Origin of the sequence: Runella sp., assembly GCF_965279615.1 — a bacterium.
Classification (GTDB): Bacteria; Bacteroidota; Bacteroidia; order Cytophagales; family Spirosomataceae; genus Runella.
Genome location: NZ_OZ257252.1, coordinates 3,217,421 through 3,234,153 on the forward strand (window position 1 = coordinate 3,217,421; position 16,733 = coordinate 3,234,153).

Consider the following 16,733-nt stretch of genomic DNA (forward strand, 5'->3'; position numbering starts at 1 on the left):
TTCGAACAAACTATTTATTACTTTCGGACATTCAGCGTTTGCTTAGATCAGTTGCAAACCTTGTTTAACGATTAACGCAATTCAATGATGCAAATGTATAAGCGAATGTTGCATCAAAGAATAAAAAAGTGTTAAATCATCCTTTTTACGGGATGAATCGCACGAAATATCGGTCAGGGTGTAAATAGCAGAAGGTTGGTTTTGAGAAGCCGAGGGCTAATTTGAGTAAAGAAGTCGTGAGATTCAAACTTCTTTTCATTAAGTAACCCCACCTAAATCCTCCCCTGTAGGGAGGACTTTATTTGACTGATATTCAATTGTTTGAAACAATTTCAATTAACTGAAAATTTTTACTTGATTGCTTAAGGTACTACCAATAAACAACATTACGCCGCAGATGATGATTTAAAGAAACCATCGTCTGCGGCGTAACAATAAAATAATTTCAGATTTTTTATTTTTCAGTCCAGATTCATTTCAACGTGAGCAGGAGCTTGAATTTTCTTACCAACAAATAAAAGCAGTAGCGGCACACAGATCAGAAAGAACACACCGATGATCAGGAAAGAGTCAGCATAGGTCATGACCATTGCCTGTTTTACAATTCCTCCCTGAATCAGTCCGTACGCTTTGCGGGTAGCCACGGCCAACGCATCGCCTTTCGACAAAAACAGATTGGTAAACTGACGAATCCGTTCAACGGCCTGCCCATTGTAGATGGATACATTATCACTCAACCGCGACAAATGCATGATCGAGCGGGTTGAAATATAAGTAGTCATGATGGCGGTGCCAAACGTTCCTCCCAACTGACGCACCATGTTCGTGAGGGCAGAACCTTGCGGAATTTCGATATTTTTCAAATCAGCCAAGGTAATGGTAGTGAGCGGAATAAAGATCATACCCATTCCAATTCCTCTAATAATGAGCGGCCAAAAGAAATAATCCGGCCCGGCATCCGGCCCAATGGTTGACAGATCATAGGTGAATCCGAAAAACAGCAGAAACCCAATGGCTGCGTACCAGATAGGTGAAATAAAGTTTTTCCGCATTAACCCACCCACTACCGGCATCATCAATCCGGTCACAATTGAGCCCGGCATCAGCAGCAAACCGGTCTGGCTGGCTGTGAATCCTAAAATAGTTTGACAGAAAACCGGAATGATAAACACCGAAGCAAACAAGCCAAAACCCAAAATAAAATTGAAAAGTGTTCCCACGGCAAACCGACGCTGCCGCATGAGGCTTAGGTCAAGAATGGGAAGTTTAACGGTCAATTCGCGCCATAAGAAACCAATTAGTCCTACTGCGGCGGCCAACGACATACCAATAATAAAACCTGAGTCAAACCAATCTTTCTCTTCTCCTTTTTCCAGAATGATCTGCAAACCGCCGATTCCCATCGTTAAAAGTATCAATGCGAGCCAGTCCATTTTGCCCGCCTCCACTTTCTCATCAGGTTCTTTAATAAAGAGATAGGTCATAGCCGTTGCCACAATTCCGAAGGGAATATTGATGTAAAACACCCAGTTCCAGGAAAGATTATCGGTAATATAGCCTCCCAACGTTGGCCCAATGGAAGGGCCGATGATAACGCCCATCCCGAAAATGGCATTGGCAATCCCCAGATCTTCTTTGGGAAAGGTCTGAATCAGAATGGATTGGGCAGTGGTAAGTAATCCGCCGCCGCCAATTCCCTGCACGACCCGGAAAAAGACCAACTCCCATACATTGGTAGAAGTACCGCAAAAGATAGAAGCGATGGTAAACAAAATGATGGAAGCCGCAAAGTAATTTCGCCGTCCCAATTTGGCACTCAGCCACCCTGACATGGTAATCATGACGGCGCTGGCAGCGGCATAACCCGTGACAACCCAACTGATATCTCCCAACGACGCCCCAAGGTTTCCCATCATCTGATTGAGGGTTACGTTCACAATGGAAGAGTCAATGGTTTGCAACAGGGCGGCCGTTGTTACTGTAAGCACAACGATCCATTTGTCAAAACCTAAATTCATAATCGGTTCAATTTAAAAGCAACGGACTTCACTCAACTCCTACCCTTATTTCTGTAGATCTACTGCTACCGTTACGCTCATGCCCGGCCGCAAACGTGTATACAACGAATCGCTTTTATCCAGATCAATGCGTACCGGAATCCGCTGAACTACCTTCACGTAGTTTCCTGTGGCATTGTCAGGTGGCAAAAGCGAGAACTTTGCGCCGGTAGCGCCCGCAAACGAACCCACATGGCCCGTTACTTTTTCGCCTTCAAAGGCATCAACCTTGATGGCTACCGGTTGTCCGCTGTGCATCTTTGCCAATTGTGTTTCCTTAAAATTGGCCGTTACCCACAATGAAGTGTTACCTACCACAGAACACAATGCCTGCCCGGGCTGCACCAATTGGCCTACCTGCACGGCCCGTTTCGACACTACTCCCGAAATCGGTGCCCGCACCACGGTGTAAGACAATTGCAATTTGGCCATATCCAGTTCTGACTGGCGTTGTTTAACGGTGGCCTGTACGACCGATATTTGTCCTTCTGTTACCCGGCGCTGAGAGTTGGTCACGCCCGTTTGCGTACCGGCGGCATTTACCTGCGCCTGAGCGGTTTGCAATTGTGCCTGGGCAGCCTGCAATTGTGCTTGGGCGGCATCTCGCTCGGCCTGAACAGCGTCAAATTGTTGTTGCGGAACGGTTTTTTCGGCCAACAATCGACTGTAACGGTCAAAATCTAAGCTTGCTTTACGAAGTCTAACCTGTGCCGCCGTAACATTTGCCTGCGCCGTAGCTACCTGATTGCGAGCGGTCAGCACACTTGCCTGCGAACTTTCAACCGTAGCCGAGGCAACGCCGATGTTTGAACGCGTTACGCCCGCGGTAGCCAAGGCACTTTCTAACGCCGCTTCCGCTTGGTTGACCCGAATGCGATAATCTGCATCGTCCAATACAATGAGCGTATCTCCTTCGTTTACAAATTGATTATCCTGAAAACGAATGGCCTTTACATACCCGCCGGCTTTGGGAATAACGGGATTGACATCGCCGTCAATTTGGGCATCGTCAGTAGTTTCATGGCCTTGCAGATAACGAAATTCGCGGTAGCCGAAAAAGAGAGCAATGGCCAAAATAAGGAGACCACCTATACGAAATACTATTTTCCTGTTCATTGGTTTATTGTCTTGCAAAACGAGATTAATTAAAGTTATTGCCGGTAGCCTTCAGCAGGCGTTGGTAAGCGAGTTGAGCATCTATCGCGGCATTGATCACATTGAGTTGCGCCTGTAGCAAAAAGTTATTGGCTTCCAACAGATCGGTAGAGCCTACCAAGCCATTACGAAATCTTGATTCCGAAAGGCGGTAATTCTCCTGCGCCTGCCCTACAGCGGTACTGATCACCTTTTGTTGCTCCAGTGCCAATTGGTAATTATTGTAAGCCGTTACCACTTCCGACCGAATCTGATCGGTTTGCTGTTGGCCTTGCAGATTTGTTTGATCAATGACCGTTTTAGCACTGCTGAGTTTACCTTTCAAATTGTAAAGCGAACCAATGTTGTAGGTTATGTTTGCGCCTATATTCCAGGCACTTATAAATGATTGTGATTGGGGAATCAGGCGCGCCGTGGGGTTGATGTAATTATACCCCGTTGAAACACCTATGTGCGGATATTTACCGCTTTTGGCATTCCGCAGCATTTCTTCGGCAGATTGCATTCGCAATGTATTTGCCTCTACTTCAGGCCGCGCCTGCACCGCCTGAGTAATAAAATTGGTCAAAGGCTCAAGGGTTACTACAGGATTTGTCAAGGTAGTATCAACCATGATACTTTGCTGTTCCGGCAATCCGATGAGCAGACTGAAATTGTAGAGCGCCGTTTGGCGGGCTTTATCCACCTGTAACTGACTCAGGTGCAGGTTATTTTTTTGCAACTGAATTTTCAGTACCTCGTTGCCCGTCACAATACCTTCTTTTTCCAAATTGCGGGCATCGCGTTCTTTTTCGTCAAACTGTCGAATATTCTGTTCGATCACAGCCGTTGAACGAATCAGCTTGACAATGTTGTAATACGCATCCGTCACGGTGTAGACCAATTCCGAGCGATTCCGTTTGGCATCCAAGCGGCTTGCCTGCACCAACAACTCGGCAGACTTCTTCGCCGATTTTTCGGCATAACCCGCAAATACTTCCTGAGAGACCGTAATCCCTCCGATGGTAGCATTGAACGCTCCTGCCGGAATCTCAAACAACGCTTTTCCATCACTTCCCTGCCCCATTGCGAACGGACCGGTGAGTTGATAACGTGAATAGGCCAGCGATGCATTGGCATGCGGCAAACTGCGATCCTTCACTTCCTGCACTCGCGCCTCGGCTGCCAAGGTCTGAGTTTCAGCCAATTTAATGCCCCTGTTGTTCTGCAAAGCCAGTTCAACTGCTTTGGAAAGCGGCAAAACTGTGGACGCAGACTGGGCAATCAATCCACCCGAACTCAGTAGACACAGACCGGCTACAATCACATACTTTTTCATTATTCCCTGTTTCTAATTTTTTCCAAGAGTGTATTCATTATTTGTACTTCTTCATCGGTCAGGTGGCTGACGATGGACTCAAAGTCACTGAACTCTTCGGCGGCTTTTTGCACAAATCGGTTCGATTCTTCGGTCAATCGCAGATTTACCCGACGACGATTTTCGGGATCAACCTCGCGCACAATTAAGTTTTTCGAAACCAACCGATCCGTCAGACGCGTAATATCAGAGTTGATATCTGTCATTTTCTCTTTCAGTTCCCCGGCCGTCAGGCTTTTAGGGTATACTTCCGATAATCGACGCAAAACCACGTATTGCTGTACTGACAGAGCGAACGGAGCCAGTTTCTGTCCGAAGTAATTGAAGATATACCCATCTGTTTGGTGCAAATTGGCAATGAGTCGATGGTATTGATTACGAAATTCCTTTCCCATTAAATTTTCCCGTTAAGACGCAGCAAAAGTACTATCAACATTTGTTTAAACAAATATCGTCATAACGAATATCGTTATCTTAATGACATTTTAATTTGCCGGCTGTTTTAAAAAAATGAATTACATAGCGCGTCTCGTACCGGAGTCGCCCGATTTAGGGGAAGAATTATAAAAAAGTATACCAATAAAAATTCAGCCTAACATTGAGGTATAACTGCCTCAGTCATTGCCGAAAGGTGAATTTTTAGATGTGAAGAGTTTTGAGCAGCAACACTATTTTTCCGAAACAGCGCTTAATAGATAGTAAAAGATATTAAATGACCTTTGATGGCCGTACCCTTGCCCGTAAGCACTTGATGTCAGGCTTACCACCAAATTCTCGGCGGGCACGATCAATAAAAGGTTGCCGCCGTTTCCCGAAGCATAGAAGTAGTCAAACTTTTTGTTATTCACGACTTTTGAAGCGCTGTACCAAAAATATCCATAAGCTGCTGCGAAAGGGTCTTTGCCGGTAAGGTCAACTCTTTTTTGGGCTATTTCATCTATCCAACGAGCACTGATGATCTGTTTTCCCTGCCAACGGCCTTTATTGAGCACCAATTGGCCAATTTTGGCAAAATCCAGCGTTGACAGATACAAATTTCCCATTGGCCCGGTACTTCCGTTGGAAGCTGTATACCAATAATATTCACGGATACCCAGTGGCGCAAAAAGGTTCTCTCGGGCAAAATCAGCCAATTTTTTACCGGAAGCCTGTTCAATAATAGCCCCGATCAACATCGGACAGACATCGTTATAAACATATTTTTCTCCGGGGGTAAATATCACCGGCAAAGAAGCCGCAAAATGTACCCAATCGTCTTTGGTAAGCCAATTTTCCGTATTCCCCGGCGCATGACTGTCGTTGGCATCGGCATGTAATCCCGACGACATGGTCAGCAAATGCCTGATCTTAATTTCTGCATGTTCACTTGTCAGCGGTGTACCAATTTTCGAAGCAGGCAGGGCAGCATATATGCTCTGTTCAACATCCTTGACCAGTCCCTTGTCAATTGCAATGCCCAAGAGCAAAGACGTGACGCTTTTTCCCGCCGAACGTATATCGTGGATAGTTTCTCGCCAATAAGTATTGAAATATTCTTCCAAAACCAGTCGGTTATTTTTGATAACTACCATGCCTCGAAAATCATTAGGCGGAGTTGTTTTAATTAAATGCAGTAAATGATTAATGGTATCCGGATTCATTCCCGCTTGCTTCGGCTCACTATTCGGAAGATCCGGAAGGGGATTTTTTAATAAATTATTCTGCCCATTGCAATTCAGGCTAATTATCATTCCGAACAAAATAATCCAAAAAGTTTTCATCTGTTTTTCAGGCATCCGTTGAAAATGAGAAGATATATTTCTTTGTCGCACCTTCTGACAAAAGATACGGAATTGCTTTCAAGATGCCTAATAATCACAATAAGTTGCGTTGGCTACATTTTAACGCCTATTAAAATTTCAAAAAATGTATGCTTACTTTACCGAATGCTCACTACCATTTACAACATTGGGATTTCTCTGAATTTCGGTTACTCAAAATTCAGAGAAATCAATTATGCCTTGTCCCAAGATATATCTTTAGGCAATCGATTGGTCAATGCAGCTTTGGCAGCTACTTTACCGGCAGCTTCGCCCATCGGGACGGCATTGCCCGTTACACGATAACTGGCGTGGGCGTAAAAGTCGCCGCTGATACATCGTCCCGCCATCATTAAATTGTTTACATCTTTGGCGATCAACGACCGTAACGGAATCTGATAGGGTTTCATTTTAACTCCTCCGCTGCTGTATCCGCCGCCTTCGCCTCGGGCCAACGCATGAATATCTACCACGAAATTGACGGTGCAAACGCCGTCATCAAATTTGGCGCCATTGATAAGGTCTTCTTTGGTGAGCGTATAAAGTCCATGAATTCGCCTTCCTTCCCGAATCCCAATTTGAGCGGCGGTAGTGACGATTCGCAATTTTGACCACATCCCGCCCATTTTTCGCAGCGCATCCACAATTCGATTGACTTCGTTGCGCGCCTCAAGCGTAGCCTTCGTCACCGCGCCGGCATCCAATGCCGAAACGCCGTACTGATGATTGACCATCAACGCCACCATATCGGGACGAATAGAAAAAAAACTCGGCATGGTATAACTGGCGTCTATACCCGCTTTGAGGATTTCGGCGTGTAGCTTTTTATTTCCGGGCTCCGTGGGCGAGCCGTCTTTGCCGGGGCCTTTGATGTAGCCTGCCGTTACCAAGTCAGCTTCGTTCAATCCGCTCAATATTACCATCAACGACATAGGTTGCACTTTGCCCGTTTCAGGTTCGCCAACATCAAATTGACAACCTGCCCGCGCGGCCAGCTCACCATTGCCGGTAGTATCAATGAACACTTTGGCCTTCCACGCTTCCCGGCCCGAAAAGCTCTCGGTGGCAATGTATTCTATTTTATTGGACTTGTCCCGGTAAGCGGCCGTTACCCGCGTGTGTAAACGAACTTCCACGCCTGCTTCTTTACACATTTCTTCGAGTGTCCATTTCATCAATTCGGCGTCGTATTTGGTAGCGGTGTACTGCGCGTCGGTGGCGTTGAGGCGATCTATGAGTTCTTTCATGATGCCCGGTTTGCCGTTTGAATCAATGATATTGCTCAACAAGCTTGACGTCCAAACCCCGCCCAAACAACCGTGGACTTCGATCAGGGTCGTTTTAGCGCCGTTTCGAGCCGCACTCAATGCGGCGGCAAAACCGGCCGGCCCACCACCGCATACCACCACATCGGTTTCTTTCACAACGGGCAATTCGCGTTTAGGTTCCTGTACCGTTTTTTCATTCTGTCCGGCCAATTCATCGGCTTCGGTTGGCAAGGGAGACAATGCAGCCAAAGCTCCCGTTTTTAGAAAATCTCTTCTTTTCAACATATCAGTTTACGATTTATTCTTCGCGTATAATGCATTCAAGAACTCGCCTCTTTTCCAGCTTTTGCTTTGGTAAAACTGCGTTGTTGGTGCTTGGTCTTTCAAAGGCAGTTTCTTTATCCAACGAGCCGCCAGCGCCGGATCCAACGACTTTTCAGGGTCTATGTTGTGATACAAAGACGCATTTCGGTATTGTAATTTCAAGACTTTCAATGGAATCAAATTGACATCTTCGGGGGCGTAGAGATCATGAAAAAAACCTTTTGAACCATAATATTGTACCGCTTCAAAATACGGCGATTCGGCTTCTACATCGCTTACATAAATGATTTTTGCGCCTTTTTTGATCAAACCGGACTGTAATTCCGCAACATTTACTTTCGTGACGGATATTCCTTTTTTCAAACTCAAATGCGCCGCCAAACCGGCGGCCTGCCCCAACGCCGACCAAGTAGGCTCCAGTCGAATGCCGCAAAATCCGACATGACTGGAAGAGATCGCCACGGATACCAATAAGTTATCGAATTTCTTGGGCAGCATCACTCCGTAAGGAATCTGAAACGGTTGCGGTGTGTAATTAAAATCTCCTTCCGTCATATCGGCATAGATCGGCCCGGGCGCCGAAACGCCGTGGCAATTGAGCGAGTAATCACAAATGGCAATGGCATTCGGATTCAGTACAGAACGAATGGAGTTGGTTGCCTGATCGACGTTGCGTTCGGTAAAAACCACATCGCCCATGATCCGGCGCGCTTCACGAATGTACAAACGGTACGGAAACAGGTCATTATCAGCAAATTCGTCTTTCGCCAAGCCCCATTCCAAAGCTTCCTTTCTGGCAGCCAACGGAATGCTTTCATCGTTTTGCAGGAAATAGATCATGCCCAAGATATGCTCACGATGCTGCTCAATAATGCGTTTTCTTACTTCGGGACTGCCGTTGGGATAGTCGTAATTTTTACCCAATGACGACATGCGAACGGGCGCATTTTTGATGTCGTTAATATCCGCTTTTCGATTCACCAAAGGCTGTACTCTTAATATCCCATCGGGCGTTTCGGTAAATATCTTTTGTACCTTTCCATTGGCAAAAACGTTAGCAATGGGCAAAAACTCATTGCGGTCGTAATTAGCCGGTTTTTCGATCATGCGTCGATTGGCGGCCGAATCGGTCATAATGACCCTGAAATTATAGGCTTGTATTTTTTGATCACCTTCGCCCGTTCCTTCCGCCAAAATCTGCCCGGCTTTATAGAAAATATGGCCGGCATAACGTTCACAATACTCATTTCTGGACTCTCTTCCGATGCGGTACTCTGCGCCTGCCGCTACGGCCAGATCCCCTTCGTACGTAGCGTCAATGAACACTTTTCCGGTCATTATTACGGCTTGCCCGTTGGTCAGATCTGTAAAGGTTACCGACTGTATCTTTGAAATTCTCTGACTGTTTTTAGCTACCGTCGCTTTCACAATGCGGTGTTGTGTAAAAATTCGGATGGACGGTTGCTCGGCCAGTAATTGCTTAAAGATCATGAGCGTAACGTGCGGTTCAGCATCCACCCCCTGATACGAATCGGCTATCTGTTTGGCATTTTGACCGTACTTATTTTTATAATAGGTCAACACCCTGTTTCGATACTCATTGAATGTACCACTGAGCGATTCCAATGAGCGAAAATCGGTAAAAGATAAGCCGCCCGTCATGAGTCCGCCAATGTGTTTGTATTCTTCCACCAACGCAACGCTGTGCCCTTCGCGGGCGGCATTGATCGCCGCAAATATGCCGGAAGGTGTGGCACCGTAGATCACCACATCCACATTGGTCTGCTGTGCATAAAGTTGCGATATGCTTAACAACAAACAGATAATGAATAACTTACGCATAATGAAACGTTTTAAAGTTTAGCCCAAAACAAACGAGCCGCTTCATTATACACCGTATTTTGATCGGAAGACTGCGGTGCATTTGCGTTGCGTGCGATCTCATCAACGGGATACGGAATGCGCTTTGCGGTACCGTCAGGGTCGTTTAGCGTAATCAGCGCCGTACGCCGAACATCGTTATACGCTTCCTGACTTTGGAAGATAAAAAAGTAAATGTACTTCTGCGTAATAATGTCTTTCAACGTCAATTTATCGGCACCGGGCATTACTTTAGGGCGCGCCAAATAGGCATTGATCTGAGCAGTGGTCAGTGCGGCGGCGGCGTTAAAGATGGCCGATTGCGCCAGTGAAGAACGTAGCGCTGCTTCATACGCAACGTTGGCTTTGGCGCGGTCACCTAAACGTAACTGCGCTTCGGCTTCGATAAACTTTAATTCAGTATAGGTAAGCAATGGCAGCGGCGAAGTGCGGTTTTGCAGGTACAAAGGTTTGGAGTACAATGTGCCGTTGAGTGTCACATCCGTATTGGCGCGGCTGGTGGGCGGTGTCACCACCTTTCCGCCGATCTTTGTAAACCAGATCGGCGCTCTGGGGTCAGCCAAGACATCCTCATTTGGTTCCAAAAATGACTTCATTGCCGTTACGATTCCATCGGCGATGACGATGGTAGATGCGGTCATAAAGCTGTTGGAAATAGGGTTGGCATTTTCGGGGTTTGACTGATAACCCGTTACCGTGAAATTTTCGTTGGCGGCAAATGAATTGCCAATTGCCGTAAGTGCCTGTTGCGCCGTTTCCTGCGCATTGACATTACTGAGGCGATTGTACATTCGGGCTTTCAATCCCCAAGCCGTTTTTTTCCACAATGTCATATCGCCCTTAAAGATCAGGTCGTCGTTGGCAGGACGGCTCGCAGCAGTCGATGCCTGATCGCATTTTTGAATTCCCGCATCCAGAAGTTTTTGAATTTCGGTATAAATGTCCTGCGCTTTGTCAAAAGCAGGTTGGACAACGCCTTCCTGCGCGGCCTGTTTGTAAGGAATATCGCCAAACCAATCCACCAATAATGAAAGCGTATAGGCTGTCATAATATCGGCAATGGCGGCATAGCCCACGCGCTGCTGCGCTTCCGCTTTGGTACGTATGTCGTTGAAATAGCGAATCGCCTGAAAGCCGCTCGTCCACGGAGTGCCTCCTCCTACCTGCTGTTTGGTTGCCGTGTTGACCCCTGTATAGTTGGTATGCTCTGCTATATAGCCACTTGTGATCGAACTGTTGCCTACGATCCGTTGCACGACCGTCATTTCGGCGGCGGGCAAAATGGTATTGAGCGGCGCATTGGTAATGATGTTTGGATTGGTGTCAATCTCGTTTAACGTCTGTTCTGAGCATCCCACAAAGAGAAACGCGGCCAGAACCCATAGATATATGATTTTTTTCATTGGTGAATGTCAATTTGTTTGTGAACTGATTTGCTAAAACTTTAACCGAATTCCGCCGCCCAGGCTGCGGGTTTGGGGTTGCTGATACCATTCAATACCGACCGAATTACCCGTACTTACGCCCGACAAAGTGCTGGTCATGTTAAGCTCGGGGTCAACAAACGTTTTAGTAATAAGAAAAAGATTACGTCCTGTCAGAAAGACACTCGCTCCCGCAAAACCGATCTTTTTCATCATCGTCACCGGAAAATCATAGCTGAGGCTGACTTCGCGCAGGCGCACAAACGACGCATCGTCGAGGTTGGATTCCGGAATCGCGTTGACCGCCGCCCAGTAAGGATTTTGTTTTACGATCGCAATATCGTTTTCTCCTTCAACCACCAACGCCCCATTCACAAATTTGCCTTTTTTGCCGGGCAGCACTTGCTTATCGTTACGATCAAGGGTTTCGGCAGACAACCCTCTGGTACGAGATTCGGCCTGAAGTTGGGAGAAAAATAAACCTCCTTTGCGCCAATCTACCTGAAACCCAAGGGAAAGCGATTTGTAACGGAGTGAATTGATAAAATTGAGTTCAAAGTCAGGGTTAGGTGTGCCAAGGATTTGTTGTACAGGGTCCTGCAACGGAATTCCTGTCGTTGAACTCATTACTGTTTGACCCGAAGCAGGGTCACGTTGGTAAGGACGTCCGAAAAAGGAAGGATAGGTTTGTCCTTTTTCTGCCACCAATTGAATGGCTCCGCTGGCATCCGACAATACAATGCGCGTTAAGCCGGCGGGCAGTTCTTCAACGGTCGTTTTGTATTTGGAGAAATTGACATTGAAATCCCAGTTAAACTGCGCATTCTTCAAAGGTGTCAGACGCAGCATTATTTCGTGGCCTCTGGAAAGCAACTTCCCGGCATTGTTGACCTGGCTGCTGAAACCGGTAGAAGGAGCCAACGGAATTCCAAAAATTTGCCCGTCAGAAAGGCTTCTAAAATAGGTATAGTCAACGCTGATGCGGTTTTTCAGGAACCTGAGTTCGGTACCCAATTCTATACTGCGTGTATTTTCCGGACGAAGCGTAGGGCTGATGCTTGTGCTGCTCGGCAAAAATCCGGCAACGCCATTGAGTGGAAACTGATACCCGGGATTAGCCGCCGAATAACCTACCCCGTTGACAAATAACTGCCCCAGTTGGCCTACTTCGGCATAGTTGGCCCGAAGTTTGGCAAAAGTAAAAACAGTTTGCAGCGAAGGAACTGCTTCCGTCAGTACAAAACTCAAGCCTGCCGAAGGATAAAGGAAAGAGCGATTCCCGGAAGGTAAATTGGATGCGTAGTCTTTCCGCGCCGACAGGTTGAGGTACAGCATTTCTTTGTAACCCACGTTTACGTTCCCGTAAAATCCAACCACTCGCTGCGCATTGTTGTTATTGCTTGATACAATGGTTGTTCCGTTGGCGATGCTCGGCCATTCACCCGTTACAAAATTGGAACTCGTGATCGAACTGCCGGTGCGGCGAATATCAAACAACTCATTTCCAACGATGGCGTTCAATACCAAATTCGGCGTTAGGTTGCTGTCATAACTCAAAAAGAAGTTGGAGTTCAATTGCGTTTCCCGCTGATTTTGTAACACAAAGCTTCCTCCGCTTGGCGGCGTGGTACGACCCGTTGGGCCCGTTCCCAGCTCATCGTATCGTTCAACTTTCGTGTTGAAATTATCTAAACCTACCCGATAAGTAGCTTTCAGGCCTTTGACTAATTGGTATTCCAAAAACAGGTTTCCGTAGGTACGATTTGTAGTGTTGTTGCGATAATTATTTTTGATGATCCAATAAGGATTGTTTTGCGCCGCCCGAAACAAAATCTGCTGGTAAGGGTTTGTGGGAGAAGCATAGGGCTTTCCTTTTAAATTATAGGAAGGAGGTGTTTCGTAAACCGTCCGAAAAAAGGCAACGTTGCCGGCTTCGTCCGGAAAATCGTCCACGTTGATGTCGGCATAATTTAAGGAAAGGCCGATCTTGAATTTTTTAAACGGCGTCATGAGTCCGTTGAACTTCACTGTAGTGCGCTGCATTCCTGTAGTGGCAATGACTCCTTTTTGGTCGGTACGCCCCACGCCAATGGCATAATTGCCGAAACTTCCGCCCTGCGCGATCTCTAAATTGTTGTTGAACGTGAATCCGGCACCGTAAAAATCGTCCATATTTCGGTACGAAGCGGCCTGTTCCTGCTCACCCAAAAGATTCGTATAAGTACCTAAAGAACTGATTTTGGGGCCGAAAGCAAACAAAGCATTTTGGTCAAAAATATCATTATTGCCCTGCGCATATTCGTATTGTAACTTAGGCAAAAAACTCACTTTATCCTGTGCAAACTGGGAATCGAAGGTAATGGAAGGCTTTCGGTTGGCGTTTTTGCCGCTTTTGGTCGTGATCACTATAACTCCATTTGACGCCCGAACGCCATACAGCGCCGCCGCCGCCGGACCTTTCAAAATATCCATCGACTCTACATCGGCAGGATTGAAATCAATACTGCGGCTGCCTGACGCCACGGGCAAACCGTCAATCACAAAGAGCGGTTCATTGGAACCCGTAATGGAACGCGAACCCCGAATGTTGATCAATGCCGGCCTTCCGGGCATGCTGCTGCTGAGGCGCACCTGAACGCCGGCGGCCTTGCCCTGCAACGAATTTTGGATGTTGGCATTTCCAACGGAAGACAGTTGCTCGCCGCCTACTTTCTGTGAAGCATAGCCCAACGCTTTTTGCTCGCGCTTGATCCCGAAAGCCGTTACCACTACTTCATCCAAGGTTTTGGTATCTACCTTAAGGCTAATGTTTAGCTGACTTTGATTGCCTACCGATACTTCCTGTGACAAATACCCCACAAAAGAAAAGACCAATAGCGCATTGCCGTCGGGTACGTCGATTTTATAGTTACCGTTGGGGTCAGTGGTGGAACCGCGTTGGGTGCCTTTTATCAAAATACTCACCCCGGGCAACCCTGCGCCACTTTCATCGGTGACGGTACCGGTGATGGGTATATCCACCGGGAGACTTTCCAATATTTTAACGGGAATTTCTTCGTCTAAAAAACCAACCGATGAAGCGTCCTCCTTTCGCAGCACTATTCGGTTGCTCACCTGTATGTATTTTATTTTCAGAGGTTTTAATAAGCGGGTGAGTACACTTGACAAAGATTCATTGTTGGCGTTGAGGCTCACGATCCGATTCAGTTGCAACGCCCTTGAATTGAAGGAAAATTTTACCTGTGCTGCTTTTTCGAGTTGCAGAAGCACATTATCCAACGTCTCGTCTGAAACGCTGATGCTTATCTTTCGTTCAAGTATCTCCTGGCCTTTCAGTGGAGTGGCCATTGTGACACTTGTAAAGACAATTAACAGAAAGAATTGAAGGAAGGACGTTTTCACGATTCGATAGAGTAATCGTTTGTAGGTCAACGTTTTTTTCATATTTTTGACTTGTTTTAGTTAGTACTGATTATGCGGGTATTGGCAAAACACTTCCCCTGCCCTTAGCAGAGGGCATATTGATTTCGGATCATCGGGGACATTCTCAGCGTCGAATATGTAGCAGCATTTCGACGCTTTTTTTATGAGTATATCAACACTTATTTTGGAGCATAGGCGATAGGTTTAAGGTTAATTACAGCCATCCGACTGAATAATGATTTGATTTCCGTGCATTTCATAACGGGTATTATTTCCAAGACTTTCACAAATGATCTTGAGCTTCTCGGGCAAAGGTTGATCGCTCAACGAAGTAGTAAGATAGCAGTCTTTCAACTTCGCGTGCGGGAAATCAATTTCTACCAAATACGCCTGCTCAATGGTTTTAAAAATTTGGGAAACAGGAACATCTGAAAATTCAAAACTTACCTTTTCAATAGCGGTAAGAGACTGAACAATAGGATCTTCCTGAGTTATATCAATAGTTTTTTCGAAAGTGAGTTCTTGGCGCTCAAATCTTATCCCTTGGTTTGGCAGTAACATTACGCCCTCTTTCTTCGAACCAGCAATCCGTTCATTGGAACTTACATTTACTTTTCCGGTTCTGACAACCACCTCTACATTAGGCTGATCGGCGTAGGCTTTTACCCTGAAACTCGTACCAACCACTTTGGTTACGATCTCATTGGCAAAGACAAAAAAGGGTTTTTCAGGATTTTTGCTGATCTCAAAGAAACCTTCTCCGGAGAGATAAACGGTGCGTTCATTGCCGGCAAAGCTTTTTGGGTAGCTCAACTTGCTCCTGGGTTGCAGCAAGACCGAACTGCCATCGGAAAGCGTGATGAGCTGCGGTTTATCCGTATTGTTAGCCTGTTCGATCAATCCATCAGGATTCTGTTTTACCAGTTCAGCATAGGTAACATGGTGCCGGATCGTAGCCTGTCTCTGATAGAACCACCAACTCACGATACCAATCAACAAAACGGCCGCAATGCTGCGCCACCAACCGGTATTCCAAAATTCAATGGAAGGTTTTTCGCTTACTTCATCTCGCTGCTTAATTTTCTCCCATGTCATTTGCAGAGCGGCCTGCGTTTGGGAAGGCGAAATGTGAGAATCAGGTACACGCATGGCCAATAGCCATACTCTTGCCTCTTCCACGAGTTTTGCCCGTTGCGGGTTTTCCAACGTCCATTCTTCCCAACCATCCTTGTCTATGCGTTCCAACAGCCATTTTTTGAACGATTCGTCGGCCAGAAAATCTTCAACTTTAGTATATTGATTACGTTGCTGCATCTGAAAAGGGGTTTCAGAAGCAGAGAGGACAGCTTTTTGGAACGATACTCAGTTCGTTTAACTTTTTTTTGAAAAATTTAGATTATTTCCGAAAACAGTAAAAAAAACAGCGCCAGATCACCCTTCCATTCTTTGCGAAGGTGTACGATAGCGCGATGAAGCAGATTGGTAACTGACTGATAATTAATGTTGAGCATCTCGGCGATCTGCTCAATACTGAGTCCGTGATGATAGCGAAGATAAAGCGCTTCTTTTTGGCGCGGCGGCAATGAGTTGATCAAATGATTGAGCTGATTTACTTTGATGGCGGTTTCTTCGTCGGCGATGAGTTGGTCTTCGATGGAAAAGTCCATGGAAAATTCAACATGCTCCAACGAGGTTGTTTTTCTGAAAACAGCATCGCGCTCGTGCAGGCGGGCAATGCGTTTACGAACACTCGACAGCAAATACGCTTTGACTACCACAGTTTCCTGAAGTGAATGGCGGTACAGCCAAATATCCACAAAAACATCCTGAACACAATCCTGTACCCGTTCGGAATGCGACATCAACGAATTACCGTAGTTTACCAACAGGCGATAATAGCGCTCAAACAATTCTGAAAAGGAAAGCTCATGACCTTCCCGGAGGTTTTTCCAGAGCAGTTCGTCCGAGACCATGAAAGTTGCCAACGTAAAATCGGGTTTTGTAAATGCCTGAAAAAGAATTTCGACCGGCAAATTATAACATTA

General features: G+C 46.2%; 11 protein-coding genes. All 11 read right to left on the reverse strand.

Going from position 1 to position 16,733, the window contains the following annotated elements; all coding sequences use genetic code 11:
• Positions 1 to 461 precede the first annotated feature (461 nt).
• A complete protein-coding gene (locus tag ACQY73_RS13760; RefSeq protein WP_428666957.1) occupies positions 462 to 2,018 on the reverse strand; it encodes a DHA2 family efflux MFS transporter permease subunit in 1,557 nt (518 codons plus the stop codon).
• A 45-nt stretch (positions 2,019 to 2,063) separates the two neighbouring features.
• Positions 2,064 to 3,173, reverse strand: a complete 1,110-nt coding sequence (locus ACQY73_RS13765; protein ID WP_428666960.1) for an HlyD family secretion protein — start codon at positions 3,171 to 3,173, stop codon at positions 2,064 to 2,066.
• Between the two features lie 25 nt (positions 3,174 to 3,198).
• The gene (locus tag ACQY73_RS13770; RefSeq protein WP_428666963.1) at positions 3,199 to 4,530 is read right to left on the reverse strand and encodes a TolC family protein; all 1,332 of its coding nucleotides are present in this window, start codon (positions 4,528 to 4,530) and stop codon (positions 3,199 to 3,201) included.
• Positions 4,530 to 4,964 carry a MarR family winged helix-turn-helix transcriptional regulator gene (locus tag ACQY73_RS13775; protein ID WP_428666966.1) on the reverse strand — a complete coding sequence of 145 codons (435 nt, stop codon included), beginning with the start codon at positions 4,962 to 4,964 and terminating at the stop codon, positions 4,530 to 4,532. Before ACQY73_RS13775 ends, ACQY73_RS13770 begins: the two co-directional genes overlap by 1 nt.
• Before the next feature lie 273 nt (positions 4,965 to 5,237).
• Entirely contained in the window at positions 5,238 to 6,329 is a 1,092-nt protein-coding gene (locus ACQY73_RS13780) for a serine hydrolase domain-containing protein (protein ID WP_428666969.1), read from the reverse strand.
• 233 nt (positions 6,330 to 6,562) lie between these two features.
• Entirely contained in the window at positions 6,563 to 7,921 is a 1,359-nt protein-coding gene (locus ACQY73_RS13785) for an FAD-dependent oxidoreductase (RefSeq protein WP_428666972.1), read from the reverse strand.
• Between the two features lie 6 nt (positions 7,922 to 7,927).
• Positions 7,928 to 9,802 carry an FAD-dependent oxidoreductase gene (locus ACQY73_RS13790; RefSeq protein WP_428666975.1) on the reverse strand — a complete coding sequence of 625 codons (1,875 nt, stop codon included), beginning with the start codon at positions 9,800 to 9,802 and terminating at the stop codon, positions 7,928 to 7,930.
• An 11-nt stretch (positions 9,803 to 9,813) separates the two neighbouring features.
• Positions 9,814 to 11,244 (reverse strand): SusD/RagB family nutrient-binding outer membrane lipoprotein, encoded by a 1,431-nt coding sequence (locus ACQY73_RS13795; RefSeq protein ID WP_428666978.1) that lies wholly within the window; start codon positions 11,242 to 11,244, stop codon positions 9,814 to 9,816.
• Positions 11,245 to 11,277: 33 nt separating this feature from the next.
• A complete protein-coding gene (locus ACQY73_RS13800) occupies positions 11,278 to 14,709 on the reverse strand; it encodes a SusC/RagA family TonB-linked outer membrane protein (protein WP_428666981.1) in 3,432 nt (1,143 codons plus the stop codon).
• Between the two features lie 189 nt (positions 14,710 to 14,898).
• Positions 14,899 to 16,002: a FecR family protein gene (locus tag ACQY73_RS13805; RefSeq protein ID WP_428666984.1), complete on the reverse strand. Its 1,104-nt coding sequence runs from the start codon at positions 16,000 to 16,002 to the stop codon at positions 14,899 to 14,901.
• 77 nt (positions 16,003 to 16,079) lie between these two features.
• The gene (locus tag ACQY73_RS13810) at positions 16,080 to 16,721 is read right to left on the reverse strand and encodes an RNA polymerase sigma factor (RefSeq protein ID WP_428666987.1); all 642 of its coding nucleotides are present in this window, start codon (positions 16,719 to 16,721) and stop codon (positions 16,080 to 16,082) included.
• Positions 16,722 to 16,733 lie beyond the last annotated feature (12 nt).